Annotated in this window: 15 protein-coding genes; 11 read left to right on the forward strand and 4 right to left on the reverse strand. The window is 51.0% G+C overall.

Translation table 11 applies throughout. The annotated features are described in order from the left end of the window. Position 1: 1 nt before the first annotated feature. Both MKX50_RS01830 and MKX50_RS01835 read right to left on the reverse strand, forming a co-directional pair. Positions 2 to 2,320 (reverse strand): tetratricopeptide repeat protein, encoded by a 2,319-nt coding sequence (locus tag MKX50_RS01830; RefSeq protein WP_339158256.1) that lies wholly within the window; start codon positions 2,318 to 2,320, stop codon positions 2 to 4. Further along, positions 2,317 to 4,023 carry a molecular chaperone HscC gene (locus tag MKX50_RS01835; RefSeq protein WP_213590801.1) on the reverse strand — a complete coding sequence of 569 codons (1,707 nt, stop codon included), beginning with the start codon at positions 4,021 to 4,023 and terminating at the stop codon, positions 2,317 to 2,319. Before MKX50_RS01835 ends, MKX50_RS01830 begins: the two co-directional genes overlap by 4 nt. Before the next feature lie 235 nt (positions 4,024 to 4,258). Between MKX50_RS01835 and MKX50_RS01840 the strand changes: the two genes are divergently transcribed. Next, entirely contained in the window at positions 4,259 to 5,605 is a 1,347-nt protein-coding gene (locus tag MKX50_RS01840; protein WP_213590802.1) for a sodium-dependent transporter, read from the forward strand. 78 nt (positions 5,606 to 5,683) lie between these two features. Here MKX50_RS01840 and MKX50_RS01845 read toward each other — a convergent pair whose 3' ends face one another. Further along, a complete protein-coding gene (locus MKX50_RS01845) occupies positions 5,684 to 6,697 on the reverse strand; it encodes a DMT family transporter (protein ID WP_339158257.1) in 1,014 nt (337 codons plus the stop codon). A 156-nt stretch (positions 6,698 to 6,853) separates the two neighbouring features. Between MKX50_RS01845 and MKX50_RS01850 the strand changes: the two genes are divergently transcribed. The 3 genes from MKX50_RS01850 (at position 6,854) to MKX50_RS01860 (ending at position 9,331) form a co-directional block, all read left to right on the forward strand. Then, complete coding sequence (locus MKX50_RS01850; protein ID WP_339158258.1) at positions 6,854 to 7,726, forward strand: LysR family transcriptional regulator; 873 nt, start codon at positions 6,854 to 6,856, stop codon at positions 7,724 to 7,726. A gap of 160 nt (positions 7,727 to 7,886) precedes the next feature. Beyond that, positions 7,887 to 9,005 (forward strand): alanine dehydrogenase, encoded by a 1,119-nt coding sequence (ald, locus tag MKX50_RS01855; RefSeq protein ID WP_213590805.1) that lies wholly within the window; start codon positions 7,887 to 7,889, stop codon positions 9,003 to 9,005. Positions 9,006 to 9,154: 149 nt separating this feature from the next. Further along, on the forward strand, positions 9,155 to 9,331 hold the full coding sequence (locus tag MKX50_RS01860) for a hypothetical protein (protein ID WP_339158259.1): 177 nt from the start codon (positions 9,155 to 9,157) through the stop codon (positions 9,329 to 9,331). Between the two features lie 14 nt (positions 9,332 to 9,345). Here the strand turns inward: MKX50_RS01860 and MKX50_RS01865 are convergent, their stop codons facing one another. Next, positions 9,346 to 10,122 (reverse strand): helix-turn-helix domain-containing protein, encoded by a 777-nt coding sequence (locus tag MKX50_RS01865; protein WP_339158260.1) that lies wholly within the window; start codon positions 10,120 to 10,122, stop codon positions 9,346 to 9,348. 148 nt (positions 10,123 to 10,270) lie between these two features. On the opposite strand from MKX50_RS01865, the gene MKX50_RS01870 reads away from it, so the two are divergent. The 7 genes from MKX50_RS01870 (at position 10,271) to MKX50_RS01900 (ending at position 18,064) form a co-directional block, all read left to right on the forward strand. Beyond that, entirely contained in the window at positions 10,271 to 10,720 is a 450-nt protein-coding gene (locus tag MKX50_RS01870; RefSeq protein ID WP_155611604.1) for an SRPBCC family protein, read from the forward strand. Between the two features lie 265 nt (positions 10,721 to 10,985). Next, the gene (locus MKX50_RS01875; RefSeq protein WP_339158261.1) at positions 10,986 to 12,032 is read left to right on the forward strand and encodes an RDD family protein; all 1,047 of its coding nucleotides are present in this window, start codon (positions 10,986 to 10,988) and stop codon (positions 12,030 to 12,032) included. Positions 12,033 to 12,193: 161 nt separating this feature from the next. Next, complete coding sequence (locus tag MKX50_RS01880; RefSeq protein WP_213590809.1) at positions 12,194 to 13,966, forward strand: sensor histidine kinase; 1,773 nt, start codon at positions 12,194 to 12,196, stop codon at positions 13,964 to 13,966. After that, entirely contained in the window at positions 13,941 to 14,729 is a 789-nt protein-coding gene (locus MKX50_RS01885) for a response regulator (protein ID WP_213590810.1), read from the forward strand. The genes MKX50_RS01880 and MKX50_RS01885 overlap by 26 nt, the downstream gene beginning before the upstream one ends. A 109-nt stretch (positions 14,730 to 14,838) precedes the next feature. Continuing rightward, a complete protein-coding gene (locus MKX50_RS01890; protein WP_213590811.1) occupies positions 14,839 to 16,164 on the forward strand; it encodes an extracellular solute-binding protein in 1,326 nt (441 codons plus the stop codon). 120 nt (positions 16,165 to 16,284) lie between these two features. Continuing rightward, positions 16,285 to 17,166, forward strand: coding sequence for a sugar ABC transporter permease (locus MKX50_RS01895; protein WP_213590812.1), 882 nt, complete (start codon positions 16,285 to 16,287; stop codon positions 17,164 to 17,166). Positions 17,167 to 17,179: 13 nt separating this feature from the next. Further along, complete coding sequence (locus MKX50_RS01900; RefSeq protein WP_213590813.1) at positions 17,180 to 18,064, forward strand: carbohydrate ABC transporter permease; 885 nt, start codon at positions 17,180 to 17,182, stop codon at positions 18,062 to 18,064. Positions 18,065 to 18,156 lie beyond the last annotated feature (92 nt).

Raw genomic sequence — 18,156 nt, forward strand, 5'->3', positions numbered from 1 at the left:
ATCAGTTGTAGCGCATGTATCTCCATTGTCTGCGAGCCTCCTGGACGAATGGAATGTAGAACAGGATCAGGAGGGCTGTCAGGTACATGACTGTGGACGGCAGCTTGTCTGGCGGGACGGTTGTCCTGATTGTATCGTCGGCCACGATATAATAATCGGACAGAGGGTGATCGCTTAAATAATTGTCCGACATTCGCCTTAACTCTATTAACTGGTCCATCTCCTGCTGGAGCTCCTGCGGAGGAGATAACCTCATTTCCCCCGAGATTTCCACAGTCTTGTCATTGAACACTTCCATGGCCTGCTTGTAATTGCTGATGATCATCACGGAAGCATTTCCCGAATATCCGATGCAGACATACCCGTTTAACCGATCCATAAGCCCGAGCTCCCTCGCTTTATCTGCGTGCAGGTACCGATATGTGGAGGAGCCATTGGCATCCTTGTCTTCGATTTCCAGAATCCCTGTATATAAGGCATTCGTTAGCTTTATTCGCACGGCATGCGTCCCCGGTGGGAGACGATCCATGGCAGCGGCATCATGAACGGTGATGATCTGCGGAGGGGCAAACACGGTTTGCACATAAGCCCAGGCCGTTTGGCCGGTATGCTTGACGATGGACTGGTTAATGATGAGATGGAGAATAATGATGATCGTCAAGACAGGCCATCTTCGGGAAAAAAGCAGAACCACAGCTCTTTTCAACCGGCTAAGTAATGGCAGCCGACCCAGCTCCATGTTGATTTCCCGCCGCGCCTGCTTGCGGGCAGGACTTTTCAAATAAGGCAGAGCATTCTCAGTATGGCGGTGAACCGCGGCCAGGCCAAGAACAGCCTCAATATCTTCCCCGTCTATCGCCAGCGCCTGGTTGAAGTCCGCTTTGGCTTGATCCATGTTCCCCAGCTTCATCTGACATTGTCCTGCCAAGGCGAGAGCCTCGGCATGCTCCGGAATTTGGGCCAGAACCTGCTGCGCATCTTCTAACGCTTCGGAGAATCTGTTCATGCCCAGCAGCATATGAGCTCTCATCAGGAATGCTTCGCTATCTCCAGAGGCGAGACGGATATAATCGTTGCAGGAAGCGAGGGCTTCCTCGCCATTTCCGGTTCGGCGATAGAACTCGGTTTGCAGCCGGAGCAGGTCCTTATCGTCCTTAAAAATATCGAGCGCCTTAATGAGATTCACATGGGCGGTGCGCCTATCATCCTCGATAAGCGCCATGGCGACGGCCTCGCGATAACGGAGAAATTCCTCGCGGCGCTCGTCTGTCATGTCCTGCGCTTGCAGAATGGCCGAGTAATCCATATGTAGTCCGGGCAGATCCATGATGACATAAGTATCTATTTTGGGATATTCCTCGGCAAAATCCTCATCCTCCATGCTCCGTTCGCGCCAGCGAAAATGTTCTTCAAGGATGCTCCAGACGTCTCTGGGCAAAAAGTAATGTTGCTCGCAATAATTGAGCATTCTCTCGGCCACCGCCCGCTGGTAATCGATGTTCCACAGCGTATCCGAACCAAGGAGCTCCAGCCAGCGACGGGTGTCCATTCGGGCAGCGAAATCCGAATATAATGCATGAACCTGCGCCATGAATTCATCTACCGGATAGGCAGATTCTTCATACCCGTCATCAAAATCAAAATCATAATCATACTCGTCATCAATTTCCTCATCAAAATCCTCATCTATTTCCTCATCATCGTCGTCATCCCGATCGTTATCTTCGTTATGCTCTTCAGGCTGCTCGTCGCGGCTCAGGGTATGCCATTTCGGAAGGCGCGGGATGCGGAGGGGCTCCGCGTCGGGCTCTTCGATACTTTCTGGAGGATCCTCATCATCGTCGTCATCCCGATCGTTATCTTCGTTATGCTCTTCAGGCTGCTCATCGCGGCTCAGGGTATGCCACTTCGGAAGGCGTGAGATGCGGAGGGGCTCTGCATCGGGCTCTTCGATACTTTCTGGAGGATCCTCTTCCTCTAAGTCATCGGGAGCGTCTTCGGACTCTAAGTCATCCGGTGTGTCTTCGTCCTCTGCGTTATGGGGAATCTCGCTGAAAATCGGTTTTTCCAAAGAGGAGAAACCCGCACCCTGCTCCACTTCTTCCTCAGCTCTTTCCTCATCCTCATCTTCTTCGTAGAGGATTTGTTCCTGCTGATGCTGTTTCGCCAGCTTCATGGCCCGATCATAGGCCTCCCTCAGCCTCTGGTATCCTTGAGGATCATCTTCGGGATGATGAATTTTCAGCTGCTTGGCGTAGGCTCGCCGAATGACGGAAGTGTCATAGGTTTGCTCAACACCGAGAATTTCCCAAATGCTCAAAAGTAGTCACTCCACTTCTCCAGATGATCAAGCTGTTTTCGGAGCTTCGCAGCAGCCTTCTTCACCTCTTGTTCATTCTGGGAAGTAAGCACCCTCTCGAATTCAAGAAGAAGAAAAGCGATTTCTTCTCTTTTCTCGCCAAGCGCTTCTTCATATAGGCGTTCGCCCCTGGCCAGCAGCAGTCGGTTTTCGCTGCGCTCGCGCGGGTGGATTTTAATATCCTTCAATTCATCCAATCGCCGGGCGATGTCTTCCGGCGTTAGGAGCCCCGGGTTTTTCTCAATGATCATTGACTTCTTCATCCCGGTGCTCGTCGTTGTTACCTCGACCTCCAAAATTCCGTTAATGTCGTATGTAAACCGCACATCGATCGATTGCTCTCCGGCCTTGTCAGGCGGGATATCGACTTCCAGCTCTCCCAGCTTGATGTTATTGGAGACTAGACGGCTTTCTCCTTGATAGATATCTACGGCAATGATTTTTTGCTGATCATAAAGGGTATAGTAGGATTCCACTTTACTAACCGGGATTGGCGTATTGCGCTCGATAATCGGCGAGAAATGCCCATGCTCGAATTGATTGCCCCCGCCCATTCGTTTTGAGGTTTCGATGCCCAGCGTATAAGGGCATACGTCCGTCAGGACGACTTCCTTCAGGCTTTCGTTCCGCTCCTTGAGCGCGACTTGAATAGCTGCTCCAAGAGCTACGGTTTCGTCGGGATTTACGCCGGCAAAAGGGAGACGCCCGAACATTTTCGTTACGATCGACTTGATGACAGGCATCCGGGTCGCGCCCCCGATCAGAATGACCGCATCCATATCCCGTGGAGACAGTGCGGCGTCCCGCAGCGCGCGTTCGATAGGGTGGCGCAGGCGCAGCATGAGCTGGGCGGCGATTTTCTCGTATTCATTGCGATCGATAGTAGTTTCGTAGGTCGCGTCCTCAATGGTAAAAGTCATGGTTCCGGTCGGATCTTGGCCAAGCGCCCGCTTGCATAGCTCCGCCTGCTTGAACAGCCCAGAACGGGCTTTGAGATCCAGGGAGGTATAGTCGAGGCCATGCTTCTGCACGAAATAAGAGACGAGCAGTTCTGTGAAATCCTCCCCGCCTAAATAGTTGTCTCCTGCAATCGATTTGACCTCCATGACACCTTCAAAAAATTCAAGGATCGATACGTCAAAGGTGCCGCCCCCCAGATCGAAGACCAGAAATTTGGTCTCGGATTCTTCCTGGTGCAAGCCGTAAGCAATCGCCGCTGCCGTTGGCTCGCTGATCAGCCGCTCCACCTTCAAGCCAGCGAATTCAGCGGCGCGCTTCGTCGCTTTCCGCTGGGTATCGTTGAAGTAAGCCGGTACGCTGATGACGGCCTCGGTCACCTCTTCTCCAAAGTGGGCTTCAGCATCGGCCTTGAGCGATTTGATGACAAACGAAGAGAGCTCTTCCGGAGTAAAGGTGTATTTGCCCAGCCGGTACAGCTTCTCCGTGCCCATATAGCGTTTAAAAGTCGAAGCGGTCAGATCGGGGTGGGTCATGAGCCGTTCCTTGGCGATTTGTCCGATCAGGATCTCGCCGTTGTCGTCTACGCCGACGACAGAGGGAGTCAGATGCTCTCCGTGAACGTTTGGTATTAGTTTTGGACCTTCCTCCGTCCAATAAGCCACCAGACTATGGGTGGTCCCTAGATCGATCCCAATCATTGTCATTCAGGTAACCTCTTTCTCGAATATGTATTCAATCTACTTAGGTATATATCGACAGATTTTAGCCTAAATTTCATAATTTGCCCATAAAAGAATTGTGCTGTTAGAATCATGTTCCCGGCACCCTAAGTATGGTAATGTTTAGATCAGCATGTTTATTGGAGAAATATATGATATGACCTTACTGAAAGAATGATATATAATAATTTGATAATTATAGATAGATGGAGTCGATATGATGAGTGTTCAAAGAAATATTAACGAGCAGAAGAAGGATCGATTTTCTTCTACCGGGTTTATAATGGCCGCGATCGGGAGCTCCGTGGGCCTCGGGAATATGTGGAAGTTCCCTTACATTACCGGTGAGAACGGCGGGGCGGCATTTTTCCTGCTATTTATTATCTGCCTAGTGGTTATAGGGCTGCCCGTGCTTCTGGCTGAGCTGGCGATCGGCCGCAGCGGACGGGGCAGCGCAGCAACCGCATTCGTAAGGGTGGGCGGTAAGCCTGGCTGGAAGGGGCTTGGCATTCTGCAGGTCATTGCTCCCTTTATGATTCTGTCGTTCTATATCATCGTTGCAGGCTGGACGCTGCATTATGCGGTGACGGCTTTTAGCGGGAATTTGTTTAGTGATACGGATTTTGCGGGACAGTTCTCCCATTTTGTATCCGGCTATATGCCGATCTTCTGGCAGTTCGTTGCCCTGCTGATCACAGGCGGCGTGGTCATTCTCGGGATTTCCGGCGGCATCGAGAAATTCAATAAAATTCTGATCCCGAGTCTTGTCGTTCTGTTGATCGTCCTGATGATTCGGGCCGTAACCCTTCCGGGGGCGGAGGCGGGGGTATCCTTTTTCCTTAATCCGGATTTCTCCCAATTGACCGCCGAGTCGGCGTTGGTCGCGCTGGGACATGCATTCTTCTCCCTGTCGCTCGGGATGGGTATTTTGTTGACGTATGGTTCCTATGTGCGGAAGGAGCAGTCCCTTGGCTCAGCGACGCTGGCCATTGGCGCGGGCGATTTGATCTACGCATTTATTGCAGGGCTGATCATTTTCCCGACGACCTTCTCGTTTGGCATCGCTCCGGATCAGGGGCCGTCGCTTGTATTTATCGCGCTGCCGGCTGCGTTCTCGGCTATGCCGTGGGGAGCATTCTTCGGGGGACTATTCTTCATCCTGCTGGCCATCGCTGCCTTGACGTCGGCCGTATCCCTGCTGGAGGTTCCTGTATCCTATACGATGGAGCGCTTCGGCTGGAGCCGCAGACGATCCGTCTGGATTCTCATCCTGCTGCTCTTCCTGCTGGGGGTGCCTTCCTCGTTATCCCTTGGCATGGTTCCAGAGCTTACGTTTGGCGGAAAAGCCTTCTTTGACTGGGTGGACTTCATCACGTCCAACATCATGCTGCCGATCGGCGGGCTGGCGATTACGATCTTCGCAGGGTACTTCTGGAAGGGAGCGGCGGAAGCTTCCGGCCTGCGTGCTGGCTGGTTCCGCGTGTGGCTGTTCATGCTGCGCTACATCGCGCCGATTCTTGTATTCCTGGTGCTGCTGCATACTTCGGGCATTATCCAATTTAAATAGAAAGAGGCTCTCCCTGCAAACCATGCGTTGATGGTTTCGGGAGAGCTTTTTTTGTGACAAGAATGAGGCTTCAAAAGGTTAGAGGGCGTTTAGGTTTGAATCTTTCTGGCGGCCGGACCGGCTCGCGACAGCGCGGGTAGTTGCCCTCGACTCGGCGGCTTGTCCTCGTTTCTTCTGCATTTTGCGCTGAACCAGATTGTTGCGCACGATGGCAAAAATGACGAGCAGCGTGCCCAAGATTTCGAACATCGAGACCTGGTAGCCTTGGACAGCCATAATGACCAAGGTCGTAATTGGAACAAAGTTTATATATAGAATCCCATTCAGCGGCGTCAGCATTTTCAGTCCTGCGTTCCAGCTTAAGAGGGCCGCGATGCCCGGCAGAAGAATCATAAAGGACATTTCCCATTTAACGGCCTCCAGTGTCTGCAGGGAAGGTGCGGGCAGCAGGCCAAGCAGTGTAGCCAGGAATACGATGACCAGCGACACCATGCTGCCTAAGATACAGGTTAAGGTCGAATACCGCAGAACTGACCAGTCCTTGAACCGGCTTCCTCCCATCGAATACAATACCCAGCCTGTAACCCCGAGCAGAATAAGCAGCAGCGGGAACAGTGATTTGCCAGCTTCCGCAAAGAAGGCAAGCTTGCCGTTGGTAATCACGAGCACGGCGCCTGCCAAACATAGGAGCATACTGATGATGGTATACCCGGGCGGCTTCTCCTTCGCGGTAATCCAGACGAACAGGACCGAAATCATCGGCATGAGCACTTCGATTAATGAGGCGGTGATCGTGCCCGAATCCCCCATGAGATGCTGCCCCGTGAACACGAGCATATTATAGACAACAAAAGCCATTATGCCGTAAAAAAGGAGAGCTTTTCCTTTCCCCTCCAGGCGAAAGGCTGCTTTTCCTTCCTTCATCCACAAGAGGGCTGACAGAATAACGGCAACGACGCCATAACGGATAAAAGAGAAATAGAACGGATCAATTTTCTGCAAAGCGACATGCGCGACGGGGAACATCGCTCCCCAGGACATACTTGCAATAAGACATAGGGCCGATCCCATGATGACTTGCTTCTTATTCATTTCATCGTTCTCCTTAACAATTTCCGGACGAATATTTCATATCAAATGATAGATTAATCACAGACATCAGTAAAATGATTGTAAATCAATTTATCCATCATTTATAATGATATCAGGATGAATAAGTACGGAAGCGTCAGATGGAGGAGAACCGAAATGGACTTGAATGACTTGCGGATATTCCAGTGTGTAGCCATGCATGGCAGCATCAGCAAGGCTGCGCAGGAGCTGAGCTATGTGCAGTCCAATGTCACGGCCAGAATCAAGCTGCTGGAACGTGAGCTGCATACCGAACTATTTTACCGGCATAACCGGGGTATGATTCTCAATACGGAAGGGAAGCGGCTGCTGGAGTATGCGAACGATATTTTGGCCAGATTTGATGAGATGAGGAAAGTATTTCAGGGGTCGTCCACACCATCCGGCATCCTGGAGATCGGCATCGTGGAGACCGTCATCGCGCTGCCGGAGCTGTTATCCTCTTACCTGCAGCATTATCCCAACGTCGACCTGTCCCTGAAGGCAGGCGTCACCGAGCAGCTGCTGCAGGAAGTGATCGACTTCAAACTGGACGGCGCGTTTGTGACGGGGCCTATCCAGCATCCGCTAATTGAGCAGTACGAGGTGTTCCAGGAGGAGCTGGTGATTGTCTCCAAGGGAACGGAATTTTCACTCGACGAAATTACCGCCAAACCACTCCTGCTATACAATAAAGGCTGCAGTTATCGCGAGAGATTGGAGAGCTGGCTTAGGGAAGAGGGCATCGTTCCGAAGAAAATCATGGAGTTCGGCACGTTCGATACGATTATCGGCAGCGTGGCCGCCGGCATCGGGCTGACGATCGTACCGCAATCTACTGTCGGATACGTGGCCGCACAGGGAACACTCCACTGCCATCGTGTGCCGGACCCTTACCGCGAGGTTACCACGGTGTTTATCCGCCGGAAGGACTCCCATATTACGAGCTCGATCCAGGCCTTTATCGATGAAATCATTAAGGTGGGAAGCACGCTGCCGACGGCTTTATAGCCATGGACTCGGCAGCGGTTTTTTTGCAAATAAACACATGGAATTTGCTACTTTTAGCGCATTTGTGAACTTTAATTAGGTAAAGTCAGTAATTATGCATTATAATTTAGTAATTATACATTCGGCGCTTGCTGATATGAAAATAAAGGATGGTGTATATATGATTGTAGGGGTGCCTAAAGAGATCAAGAACAATGAGCATCGCGTCGGCATGACGCCTGCTTCGGTATTGTCCTATGTTCAGGCTGGGCATGAGGTATGGATCGAGAGCGGAGCCGGACTTAGCGTCGGTTTCGCGGATGAGGATTATAAGGCCGCAGGTGCAAAAATCGTGCCCGCGGCGGCCGACGCTTGGTCGGCAGAGATGGTCGTCAAAGTGAAGGAGCCAGTAGCCGAGGAGTTCCAGTACCTCCGCGAAGGCCTCATTTTGTTCGCTTACCTCCATCTGGCTCCCGAGCCTTCACTAACCAAGGAGCTTACCGGCCGCGGCGTGACTGCTATCGCTTACGAGACCATTCAGCTGGATACAGGCGCACTGCCCCTCCTGTCGCCGATGAGTGAGGTTGCGGGACGGATGGCGATACAGATCGGCTCTCATTTCCTGGAGAAATCCAATGGCGGCAAAGGCGTGCTGCTCAGCGGGGTGCCTGGCGTAGAGCCTGGTAAGGTAACGATTATCGGCGGGGGAATGGTCGGCGTTAACGCGGCAAAGGTTGCTCTTGGCCTCGGTGCGGACGTTCGCATTATCGATTTGAACCTCGACCGGCTGCGCCAGTTGGATGATCAGTTCCAGGGCCGGGTCAAGACGCTTGTCTCCAACCCGTTCAGCATTGCTGACAGCGTCAAGCAGGCCGATCTTCTGATCGGAGCCGTTCTGATTCCGGGAGCGCGTACGCCAAGGCTCGTTAGCGAAGAGATGGTGAAGACGATGTCTCCGGGCTCTGTCATTGTCGATGTGGCCGTGGATCAGGGCGGTTCCATTGAGACGATCGACCGGATTACGACCCACGATCAGCCGACCTACGTCAAGCATGGGGTCATCCATTATGCCGTAGCGAACATGCCCGGGGCGGTAGCACGCACCTCGACATTGGCATTGACGAACGTAACTACGCCGTACGGTCTGCAAATTGCCAATAAGGGCTATGCCAAGGCAGCGTTGGACAACCCTGCGCTGGCGAAAGGCATTAACGTCTTAAGCGGCCATGTGACCTACAAAGCTGTAGCCGACGCGCAGAATCTTTCTTATACAGACGTATACAGCCTGCTGAATCCGTAGGCCGCACAACTTAAGATTTATGTAAGATATGCGTAAGGAAAATGAGAACACCCCTCTTTATGATGGTTTCATAAGAGGGGTGTTTGCTGTTTATGCGGCAGCGGCAGCCTCAATAAATGCGGAAAAGTGATGGAGGAGGAACTTATATTATGAAGAAGCATCTGGTCATGAAGTGGATTTTTTATATTTGCATCGCTTCATTTCTCGTAAACGGCATGATTTATTTGGCCACAAAATCAAGTGATTCGCTAATCAGCTTGCTGTCTGCGACGGGTCTCGGTCTGGTTATGGGGATCGGCGCCCTGCTTACCCGCAAATCGAGTTAGAGGGATTCCCGGTTCTAGCTGCGTCTCCGGATATATTCCTCAGGCGTAATGCCGATGATCGCCTTGAAGTCCCGAATGAAATGCGATTGGTCAAAATAACCCAGCTCGGCAGCAAGCTCCGGGAGCGGCGAGGCATAGCCGTAATCAAGCAGCTCGGCGGCATTCTGCAGACGGTACAATTGAATGACCCATTTCGGATGTACGCCCACGTATTGGTTGAACAGCCGCTGCAGCGTGCGGATGCTCATTTGCGCATACTCGGAAAGCTGCTTCACTGCTGTAAGCTCGCGGTGGCGGTGAATGTGGTCAATCAGATCGTTAAGCAGTGTAACATAAGGATCCTGCTGCGGTAGACGTTCCAGCAATAAAGCGTCCATGACGCCAATCATGTCAGCGCTGTCTGAAAGCTGCAGGAGGCTGTCCTCCAATTGCTGCGGGGCCACTCCGAGAATATCCAGTGTGCTGGTGCCTTGTCCGGTTAGCTTGGACACAGGGCTTTTCATAAAGGGATAGAAACCGCCCGGTTTGAATTTAACCCCGAATACCGTGCCCTTCCCTTCGAGCAGATGGGAGTATTTTACCGTAGAGATGCCGAAAATCGCCGTCTTTTGCTGTTCCACCACCAAATTGACGCATGGATTGGGGAGCACGTCCTGCTGGTAGGAGGGTTGTCCACTCAAATCCCATTCAACGATCCAGTAATGCTTCACAAAGAAGCGGAGCGCTTCTGCCGGGGCATGGCGAGTCAGCTGGAACTTTTTCTCCCCTTCTGGCAGATTTAGTACTCCCATGCTTGGTCTTGACGGTATAGAAGCTTGCCGCATTGTATCACTCCTGACATTTTGGGGTGCTGTGTCGCGTTTTTACAATACCTGGTTGTATACCAAGATTATAATAACGTTAACCGTGGCGATACAAGCTAAGAAGGAGTGATTTACATTGGAATTGAAATACGAGTTCTATATTAACGCCGAGCCGGGGAAAGTGTGGGATGCGCTGATTCAGCCGGAAGGAACCAAGGCGGCCTTTTTTGGCTGCACTCTGCGTTCTACCTTCGAAGAGGGGGCTGCCTTTGCTTACGTAGGCCCGGGAGCTGAGGGGGATGAGACCGTCCATCTATACGGAGAGGTGCTCGCCTTCGAACCGCATAAAGTATTTAGCGGCATAGAGCATCCCGGCCCCGCCTATTTCGACAACCATGCTGAACTGGAATCACGGTTTACTTTTACGCTTGAAGCCGTGGGCCAATGCACGAAGCTGACTTTGGTTAATGACCGTTTTACCCCGAACCATCCTAGCCTGCAGAAGGCGGAACAGAGCTGGTGGATGATTCTCAGCGGCATTAAGACCTATGTGGAAACAGGAAGCACGCTTGATTTTGGCTGGTGATGTGGCCTAGAGCGGCAGAACGTTAAGGAACTAAGGGCGTCCCTTGAGGGCGCCCTTAGTTTTTTGATTTCAATTTCCATTCATCTACGTCTCTAGCATCAATATGAAGTATGCTGCAAATCAGCAAAGCCAACGTTACGGAAGGAATGCCTACGCCATATTCAATATTTAGCGAACAAATTTGCACAAAATGATGGGATGGCATATACTTTGAATGGTCTGAAATGGGAATATACGGAAAAGTAAATAGGGAGTGTCGATAGCCTTGAAGCAGGGTCTTGAAGAATTGCCGGTGCCGCCCTATCGGCCCTTATCGATGTTGCTGAGGCGCGCAGGAGCAACCCTAATCGATTATATACTGTTTGCCGCACTGGTTCGTTCGGCGATGAATATAGATCAGCTGTTCATGATGCAGGATACGCATATGTTATTCGTTCTACTTGGGGTTATTTTACTGATATTGTCTTACTATGTGCTGCTCGAAGGCTTGACGGGTTGTACGATCGGCAAGCGTGTTATTCGTATCCGCGTGGTCGATCGATACGGGGAGCCGCCGGGGCTGTACAGAGCGCTAATCCGCAGCGTGCTGCGCGTGCTTGACTGCAATCCTCTGCTGCTTGGCGGTCTTCCGGCAGCTCTGGGCATTGTTATGACGGATCGGGGACAGCGGTTCGGGGATATGGCTGCACACACCTTTGTGGTGAAGACGTGCGATTCACCTTCTTGTACGATGAACCGCGGGAAGGAGGTTATCGCCATAACCTTTGCGGCTGCACCCATTGTACTGGCAGCCATACTCCCGATGATCATGCGGGTCAATCCCCTTCCGGAGGAGAGAGCGTCTAAGGAAGCATATACCGATGAGAAAATACATATCAGCCATAGCGGCATGTTCAAAATTACGACGAGCCCGGATTGGCTGTTTGATCCCAATCTGGACAATGAGGCGGATATCTCGATTTCCAATCGGTTCTCGAATAAATATTTAGCCGTTTTCTCCGAGTCTAAGAAGCGTTTCAAGGATGGCTGCACGCTGGAGCAATATCTGGAATACGCCGAGCAGAGCTTCGCCGCAGGCCTTGCCCATTCGCCAATTTATAAACCCCGGGCTACTGTAATTAACGGATATCCGGCTTATCAGTTTGCCGTTGAACAGGAAGTGAACGGGGTGAAGGTCGCATATATTGTGACCACAATCGAGACGAAGCTGTATTATCATTGGATTACTGTATGGACGGATGCCGCTAAATATAAGGAATATCAGCAGGAGCTGCATTCCGTAATCCGCACTTTTAACAATTTTACGACTTAAGCGCTCGTCCAAAGCTTCATAGTTCCATCGTTCAACCTGAGGTTGGACGAACGGAGCTATTTTTTTGGCTTTTCGTAAGCTTGACTTGACTTTTCGAACCTACACTTTTAGATAATTGTGTATAGTAAATACTACAACGCTATGGCGAAGGATGTGTAGTCTTGTCAAAGTTTTTGCGGTTTAACACACTGCGCAATCAAATTTTACTCGGTTTCATGCTGGTTATGATCATCGTGCTGGCTTCTGTCGGCTTTTTTACGTTTGGCCAAGTCTCCGTCCTGCTGAGCAACAATGCGGAGAAGCATATTCAGCAAACTGCGGTTCAAGCCACGGGCAAACTGGATGCCCTCCTGCAGCAAATCAATACGCTGACCGCCCAGGTGGCGATGAGCGCAACGACGCAGCGGCTCCTCTCCGAAGAGATGGCAGGGGTGCCAATCAGTTTCACAGACCGCCAGCTGCTCCAGCAGGAGGTGCGCAAATATGAGGCTTATGCGACAGGCATACGCTCGCTTGAGTTGTACACGGCCGATTACCGAAGACTGCTGCCGCTCGATGATTTCAGATTGACTGAACGGGTGTCCAGCGAGTGGATTGACCGGGTCGATGAGCAAATGGGTCGGCTGGTGTGGTTTGGCCTCGATCCTCAGAATCCTGACGGAGTTATCGCCATCCGCAGTATCCGGCTAATCGACCAGTCGTTCTCACATGCCGGGTATTTAATGGTTCATATTGAGAAAAGCTATTTCGAGCTAGCCGAGGCGACGGAGCGCGAAATGCGCGAATCGATGGGGCTATTCGACCAATCCGGGAAAACGATATTTTCTGATTTTCCCCAAGAGGTGGATTCGAGGATGCTGCTCAGCCATGTCGGGGAGAGCATTACCATTGACGGCACATCCTATATCGCCATTCAGAAGCAGTCCGAAGCCACGGGCTGGACGCTCGCGATCCTGACTCCTATGAGTTACGTTACCGAGGGGATATCGGTGCTTCGCACTACGATTCTTGTATCAGGCGTAGTTGGCGGCTTGCTCTTTCTGATCTTTACCCTTATTCTATCCACGATGATCACGCGTCCTATTCTGAATCTGATCAAGGCGATGCGCGGCGCCCGCTTCGGGACGCTGAAGACTAGCCCGATTACGTCTACGACAATGGAAATTCATGAACTCAACAACTCTTACAATCAAATGGTTGTCGATCTGAACGAGCTGATTGAAGTCGTTTATGAGAAGGAAATTCTCCAGAGCCGGACGGAGCTGAAGGCGCTTCAGGCTCAGATTAACCCGCATTTTCTGTTTAACACCCTTGAGGCGTTCTACTGGGAGCTGGAGGATAAAGGGGAAGAGGAGCTCGCCCAGATCGTTGTGGCGATGTCCGGATTGTTCCGTTACGTCATTACTAAAATGGATGAGGATGAATGGGTAACGCTCGGCGATGAGCTGGATCACGCGGAAAGATATTTGAAAATCATGGCCATGCGCATGATGGACAGGCTTTCCTGGCGGATTGAAGCGGACGAGGACTGCCGCCGGGTACCCGTACCCAAGCTGCTGATTCAGCCGCTCGTCGAGAACGCCATATTACATGGCGTAGAGCAGCGGGTTGGACCAGGCACGGTCATTTTGCGGGTGGAGCAAGCTAGCCGCCCCGGATTTACCCGGGTGACCGTGCAGGACGACGGCCCTGGAATGGATCAGGAGAGGCTTCGTTACTTGTATGCCGTTATGCGAAAAGGACATGTGAGTGCTACAAAAGGACATGGCATCGGCATGGTTAACGTCGAGCGAAGGCTGCGGCTGAGCTTTGACTCCAGCACCGAGGGGCTCGAAATTAAGAGCGAGAAGGGACAGGGGACCACGGTGTCCTTTGAAATACCGAATGAATATGGGAGTGACATGAGTCATGAAGACGATACTTATCGTGGATGATGAACCAAGGACACGGGAAGGGATCCGTAAAACGTTGGAGGCCTGGTCCTCCGGCCGACACCGGATTGAAATTGCATCTAGCGGCGTGGCGGCATTGGAGTGGCTGCAGGAGCACGAGGCCAATTTGCTCGTGACCGATATACGGATGCCGGAAATCGGAGGCCTTGATCTTATTGAGCGATTGGAGAATTTGAAGAATCCGCCCGTTGTCATCGTCATTTCCGGTCATCCGGAGTTCGACTATGCACAAAAGGCGCTAAAATTCGGCGTAATCGAATATTTATTGAAGCCGCTGGATAAATTAAAACTCATTCAGGCTGTCGAACTTGCTCTCCAGCGGGAGGAGAAAATCCACCGGATCGAGCGGATGGAAAAGCTGGTCGATCCGAAGCTCATGGAGACGATGGAGCATGAGAATGCATACAGCACCCCGGTTCGCGACGCGATCCGTTATTTGGACGAGCATTTGCACGAATCGGTATCCATGCGCGACTTGGCGGATCACCTTCATATGAATGCCAGCTATTTCAGCGTGCTGTTCAAGGAACAGACGGGCCTTACATTCAGCGAATATTTGACAAAGCGGAGAATTCAGAGGGCGAAGGTCCTGCTTACGACGACAACGCTTCCCATTGCCGAGATTGCGGAGAGGGTCGGATACCAGACGGCCAGATATTTCGTCAAAGTCTTCCGCGAAATGGAGCAGGTAAGCCCTGGGCAATATAGAAGCAACGTAAAGGATCCAGACGACACAATCCAATAATAGTGGCATAAATCCCAATCCCTCTATCATTACGGCATGATCCTACCATTGTTACAATTTAATTAAGCGGAATGAAACCGCTAGCATTCGTAGAAAAGGGGTTGTAAACGTGTTCAAGAAAAAATGGACGATGCTGCTATTGACATCATTGTGTCTCGCTTTGGTTTTGGGGGGCTGCGGTTCAAAGGGCAACAACGGCGGCGCATCTCAAGGCGGCGGCGAAGCCAAAGGCGATCAAGTCACGGTAACCTTCATGCATCTCTGGCCTGAAGGCGTATCTGCTGGACAGAACAAAATCGTGAACCAAATCATTACCGAATATCAGAACGAGAACCCTAACGTTAAAATCAAACAAGAGGTATTGGATAACGAGCAGTACAAAAACAAACTAAAAGTACTGTCCGCATCCAACGAACTGCCGGATGTAGGTGTAACCTGGGCGGCGGGATTCCTGCAGCCTTATGTTGAAGGCAATCTGTTTGCTCCTGTAGACGATCTGCTGAACGGCGAGCTGAACGGTAAATTCGTTGCCGGCACGACCGAGGCATATAATATTGACGGAAAAACGTATGCGCTTCCACTAGAGTTCAATATCGCGCCTGTATATTACAATAAAGCGATTTTTGCAAAATACAATCTTGAGGTTCCGCAAACGTACGAGCAATTTAAGCAAGTTGTGAAAACGCTGTCCGACAACGGCGTAGCGCCGATTGCCCTGGGCAACAAAGACCGCTGGACCGGTTCCCTCTGGTACATGTACATGGCTGACCGGATTGCGGGACAGCAAACGCTGGCTAACGCGATCAGCGGCTCCGCTTCCTTCAAGGATGAAGGGCTGATTAAGGCTGCAACGGAAGTTCAAGCGCTCGTAGACAGCAATGCTTTTGTCAAAGGTTTCAACGGTTTGTCCAATGAAGAGGCGAAATCCGAGTTCCTGAACGACAAAGCAGCAATGTATATGATGGGTTCCTGGGATCTTCCAAACTTTACGACGAATGAAGAAATTCCGCAGGAATTCCGCAACAATGTCGGCTTCTTTAAGTTCCCGACCGTGGAAGGCGGCAAGGGCGACATCAACAGCTGGGTTGGCGGTCCGGGCGTAGGCTTGTTCGTGGGTGAGAACTCCAAAGTGAAGGATGAAGCCAAGAAATTTGTAGAATACTTCGTCACCAAATGGGGCGAGCAATCCGTAACCGGCGCAGGCGTTATCCCGGCTACGAAGGTAGATACGTCCAATCTGGAGCTGCCTCAATTGTATATCGATCTGTTTAATGAAATGAATCAGGCAAGCAGCATCACCTTGTTCGCAGACGTACAAATGCCTGCGAATGCGGCAGAGACGCACCTTAACATGATCCAGGCTCTCTTTGGCAAGGCGGTAACGCCGGAGAAATTCTCGGAAGAGCATGACGCGGCAATCGCCAGAGGACAATAAAGCTGAGGTTCAAAGGCACTTGTGCAACACAGGATGAAGAGATCTATCCGGCAGTATTGCCGGATAGACTTTTCTTAACAGCGACTTAGAAACGACTATGGAGGAAAGGAGTCGGACAACGTGGATAAGGTGCTCTCCAATAAAAAGATAATTGCACTCTATGTACTGCCATCACTGCTTCTCATTTTGGGCGTCGTGTACATTCCGATCATACTTACCGGCTACTACGGCTTGAATAAATGGAATGGCATCAGCGCCATGAGTTATATCGGTTTTGAAAACTATCTGGCTCTAGCGAAGGATAGCGCATTTTGGAGCAGTGCCTGGCACTCGCTTCTGCTGGCTTTGTTCTCTACGCTCAGCTTAGTGATTTATTTGGCTGTAGCTATGGTTCTTGCTACCCGCATCAAGGGAGCGAACCTGTTCCGTAAAATCTATTTGATCCCGATGCTGTTGTCGTCGGTTGCGATTGCGCAATTGTGGCTAAAAATTTACCATCCGACCAATGGGATCGTAAACAGCTTTTTGCAATCTATCGGTATTGCTAATCCTCCTGCATGGCTTGCAGACACATCGCTGGTACTGCCTGCACTGTTCATTCCGATTCTGTGGCAATATGCGGGTTTTTATATTCTGATCTACTATGCAGCGCTGAAGAATATTCCGGCTTCCCTGGAGGAAGCGGCGAAGATAGACGGTGCGAACGCACTGCAAATCGCTTGGAAAATCAAGCTTCCGCTTGCGATGGAAGTGATCAAGGTTACGATCGTTCTTGCCGTTGTCGGGTCGCTGAAATATTTTGACCTGATCTACGTCATGACCGACGGCGGACCAAACGGAGCCAGTGAGGTTATGGCCTCGTACATGTATCGCGTAGCTTTCCGGGCTCATGATTTCGGCTACGGCAGCGCGATCGGATTCTTCCTGCTCGTCATTTGTCTCATCATTACGTGGATTATTCGCAAATTAACCGCTACGAAAGATACCATTCAATATTCCTAAGGAGGGACGCTTCATGATATCTGGAACCGCAGGACAGCTTCAGAGCGGGCCGGCTAGCTCGGGGGCAGCCCTTGGACGCAAAATAGGCTATGGCCTGCTGTATATCATTCTGATTCTGGTGGCTGTTCTTCAAATACTGCCGCTCGTATGGCTGCTGTTCTTCTCGCTTAAAAACAATCAGGAAGTGTTCAACCTTCCGCCGTTCTCGCTCCCGATGGACCCTAAATGGGCAAACTATAGCAAGGTATGGAACGCGGGGAATATTAATGTGTACTTCTTGAACAGCGTATGGGTTACTGTGTTGGCGACCGCGCTCACAGTCCTCCTGGCAAGTCTGGTCACGTATGCCGTGACGAGAATGAAGTGGAAGGGAAGCTCCTTCGTGCTTGGCCTGTTTATGGTCGCAATGATGATTCCTGTCCACTCGACGCTCATTCCTTTGTTTAGCGTATATAACAAAATCGGATTGACGGATCATCCGTTGTCGCTCATATTCTCCTATGTTGCGTTCAATATGCCGATTACGATCATGATCCTGCTGGGCTTCTACTATGCGCTGCCGCGCGAGGTGGAGGAGGCCGCCGTCATCGACGGCTGCTCGGTGAACCGGATGTTCGCGCAAATCGTATTTCCTATGACGAGCTCCGTGCTGGCCACAACAGCGATCATCAACATGATCTATAACTGGAACGAGTTTATTTTCGTAAATACGTTCATTAGCTCCGATATCTACAAGACCCTGACGGTCGGTGTACAGAACTTCATCGGTCAATATACGACGGACTGGGGTGCAATCGGCGCTACTCTGATGATCAGCATTCTGCCGATCCTGATCACCTTCCTGTTCCTTAGCGACAAGATCGTCGAAGGGATCGCCGCCGGTTCGGTTAAGGGTTAAGTTGATACAGAAACAGTAAGAAGCCGTGATTAAAGTAATTTATAGCAGTAACTGACTGTTAAGAAGCCGTGAACAAAATAATGTTATAGCTA

The sequence above is a fragment of the Paenibacillus sp. FSL W8-0186 genome (assembly GCF_037969765.1).
Classification (GTDB): domain Bacteria; phylum Bacillota; class Bacilli; order Paenibacillales; family Paenibacillaceae; genus Fontibacillus; species Fontibacillus woosongensis.

What these genes read in the sequence shown, in the direction of transcription:
- MKX50_RS01835 (WP_213590801.1), bottom strand. Translation starts at nt 4,023, where the DNA reads ATGACAATGATTGGGATCGATCTAGGGACCACCCATAGTCTGGTGGCT.
- MKX50_RS01840 (WP_213590802.1), top strand. Translation starts at nt 4,259, where the DNA reads ATGAGTGTTCAAAGAAATATTAACGAGCAGAAGAAGGATCGATTTTCT.
- MKX50_RS01845 (WP_339158257.1), bottom strand. Translation starts at nt 6,697, where the DNA reads ATGAATAAGAAGCAAGTCATCATGGGATCGGCCCTATGTCTTATTGCA.
- MKX50_RS01850 (WP_339158258.1), top strand. Translation starts at nt 6,854, where the DNA reads ATGGACTTGAATGACTTGCGGATATTCCAGTGTGTAGCCATGCATGGC.
- ald (WP_213590805.1), top strand. Translation starts at nt 7,887, where the DNA reads ATGATTGTAGGGGTGCCTAAAGAGATCAAGAACAATGAGCATCGCGTC.
- MKX50_RS01860 (WP_339158259.1), top strand. Translation starts at nt 9,155, where the DNA reads ATGAAGAAGCATCTGGTCATGAAGTGGATTTTTTATATTTGCATCGCT.
- MKX50_RS01865 (WP_339158260.1), bottom strand. Translation starts at nt 10,122, where the DNA reads ATGGGAGTACTAAATCTGCCAGAAGGGGAGAAAAAGTTCCAGCTGACT.
- MKX50_RS01885 (WP_213590810.1), top strand. Translation starts at nt 13,941, where the DNA reads ATGAAGACGATACTTATCGTGGATGATGAACCAAGGACACGGGAAGGG.
- MKX50_RS01900 (WP_213590813.1), top strand. Translation starts at nt 17,180, where the DNA reads ATGATATCTGGAACCGCAGGACAGCTTCAGAGCGGGCCGGCTAGCTCG.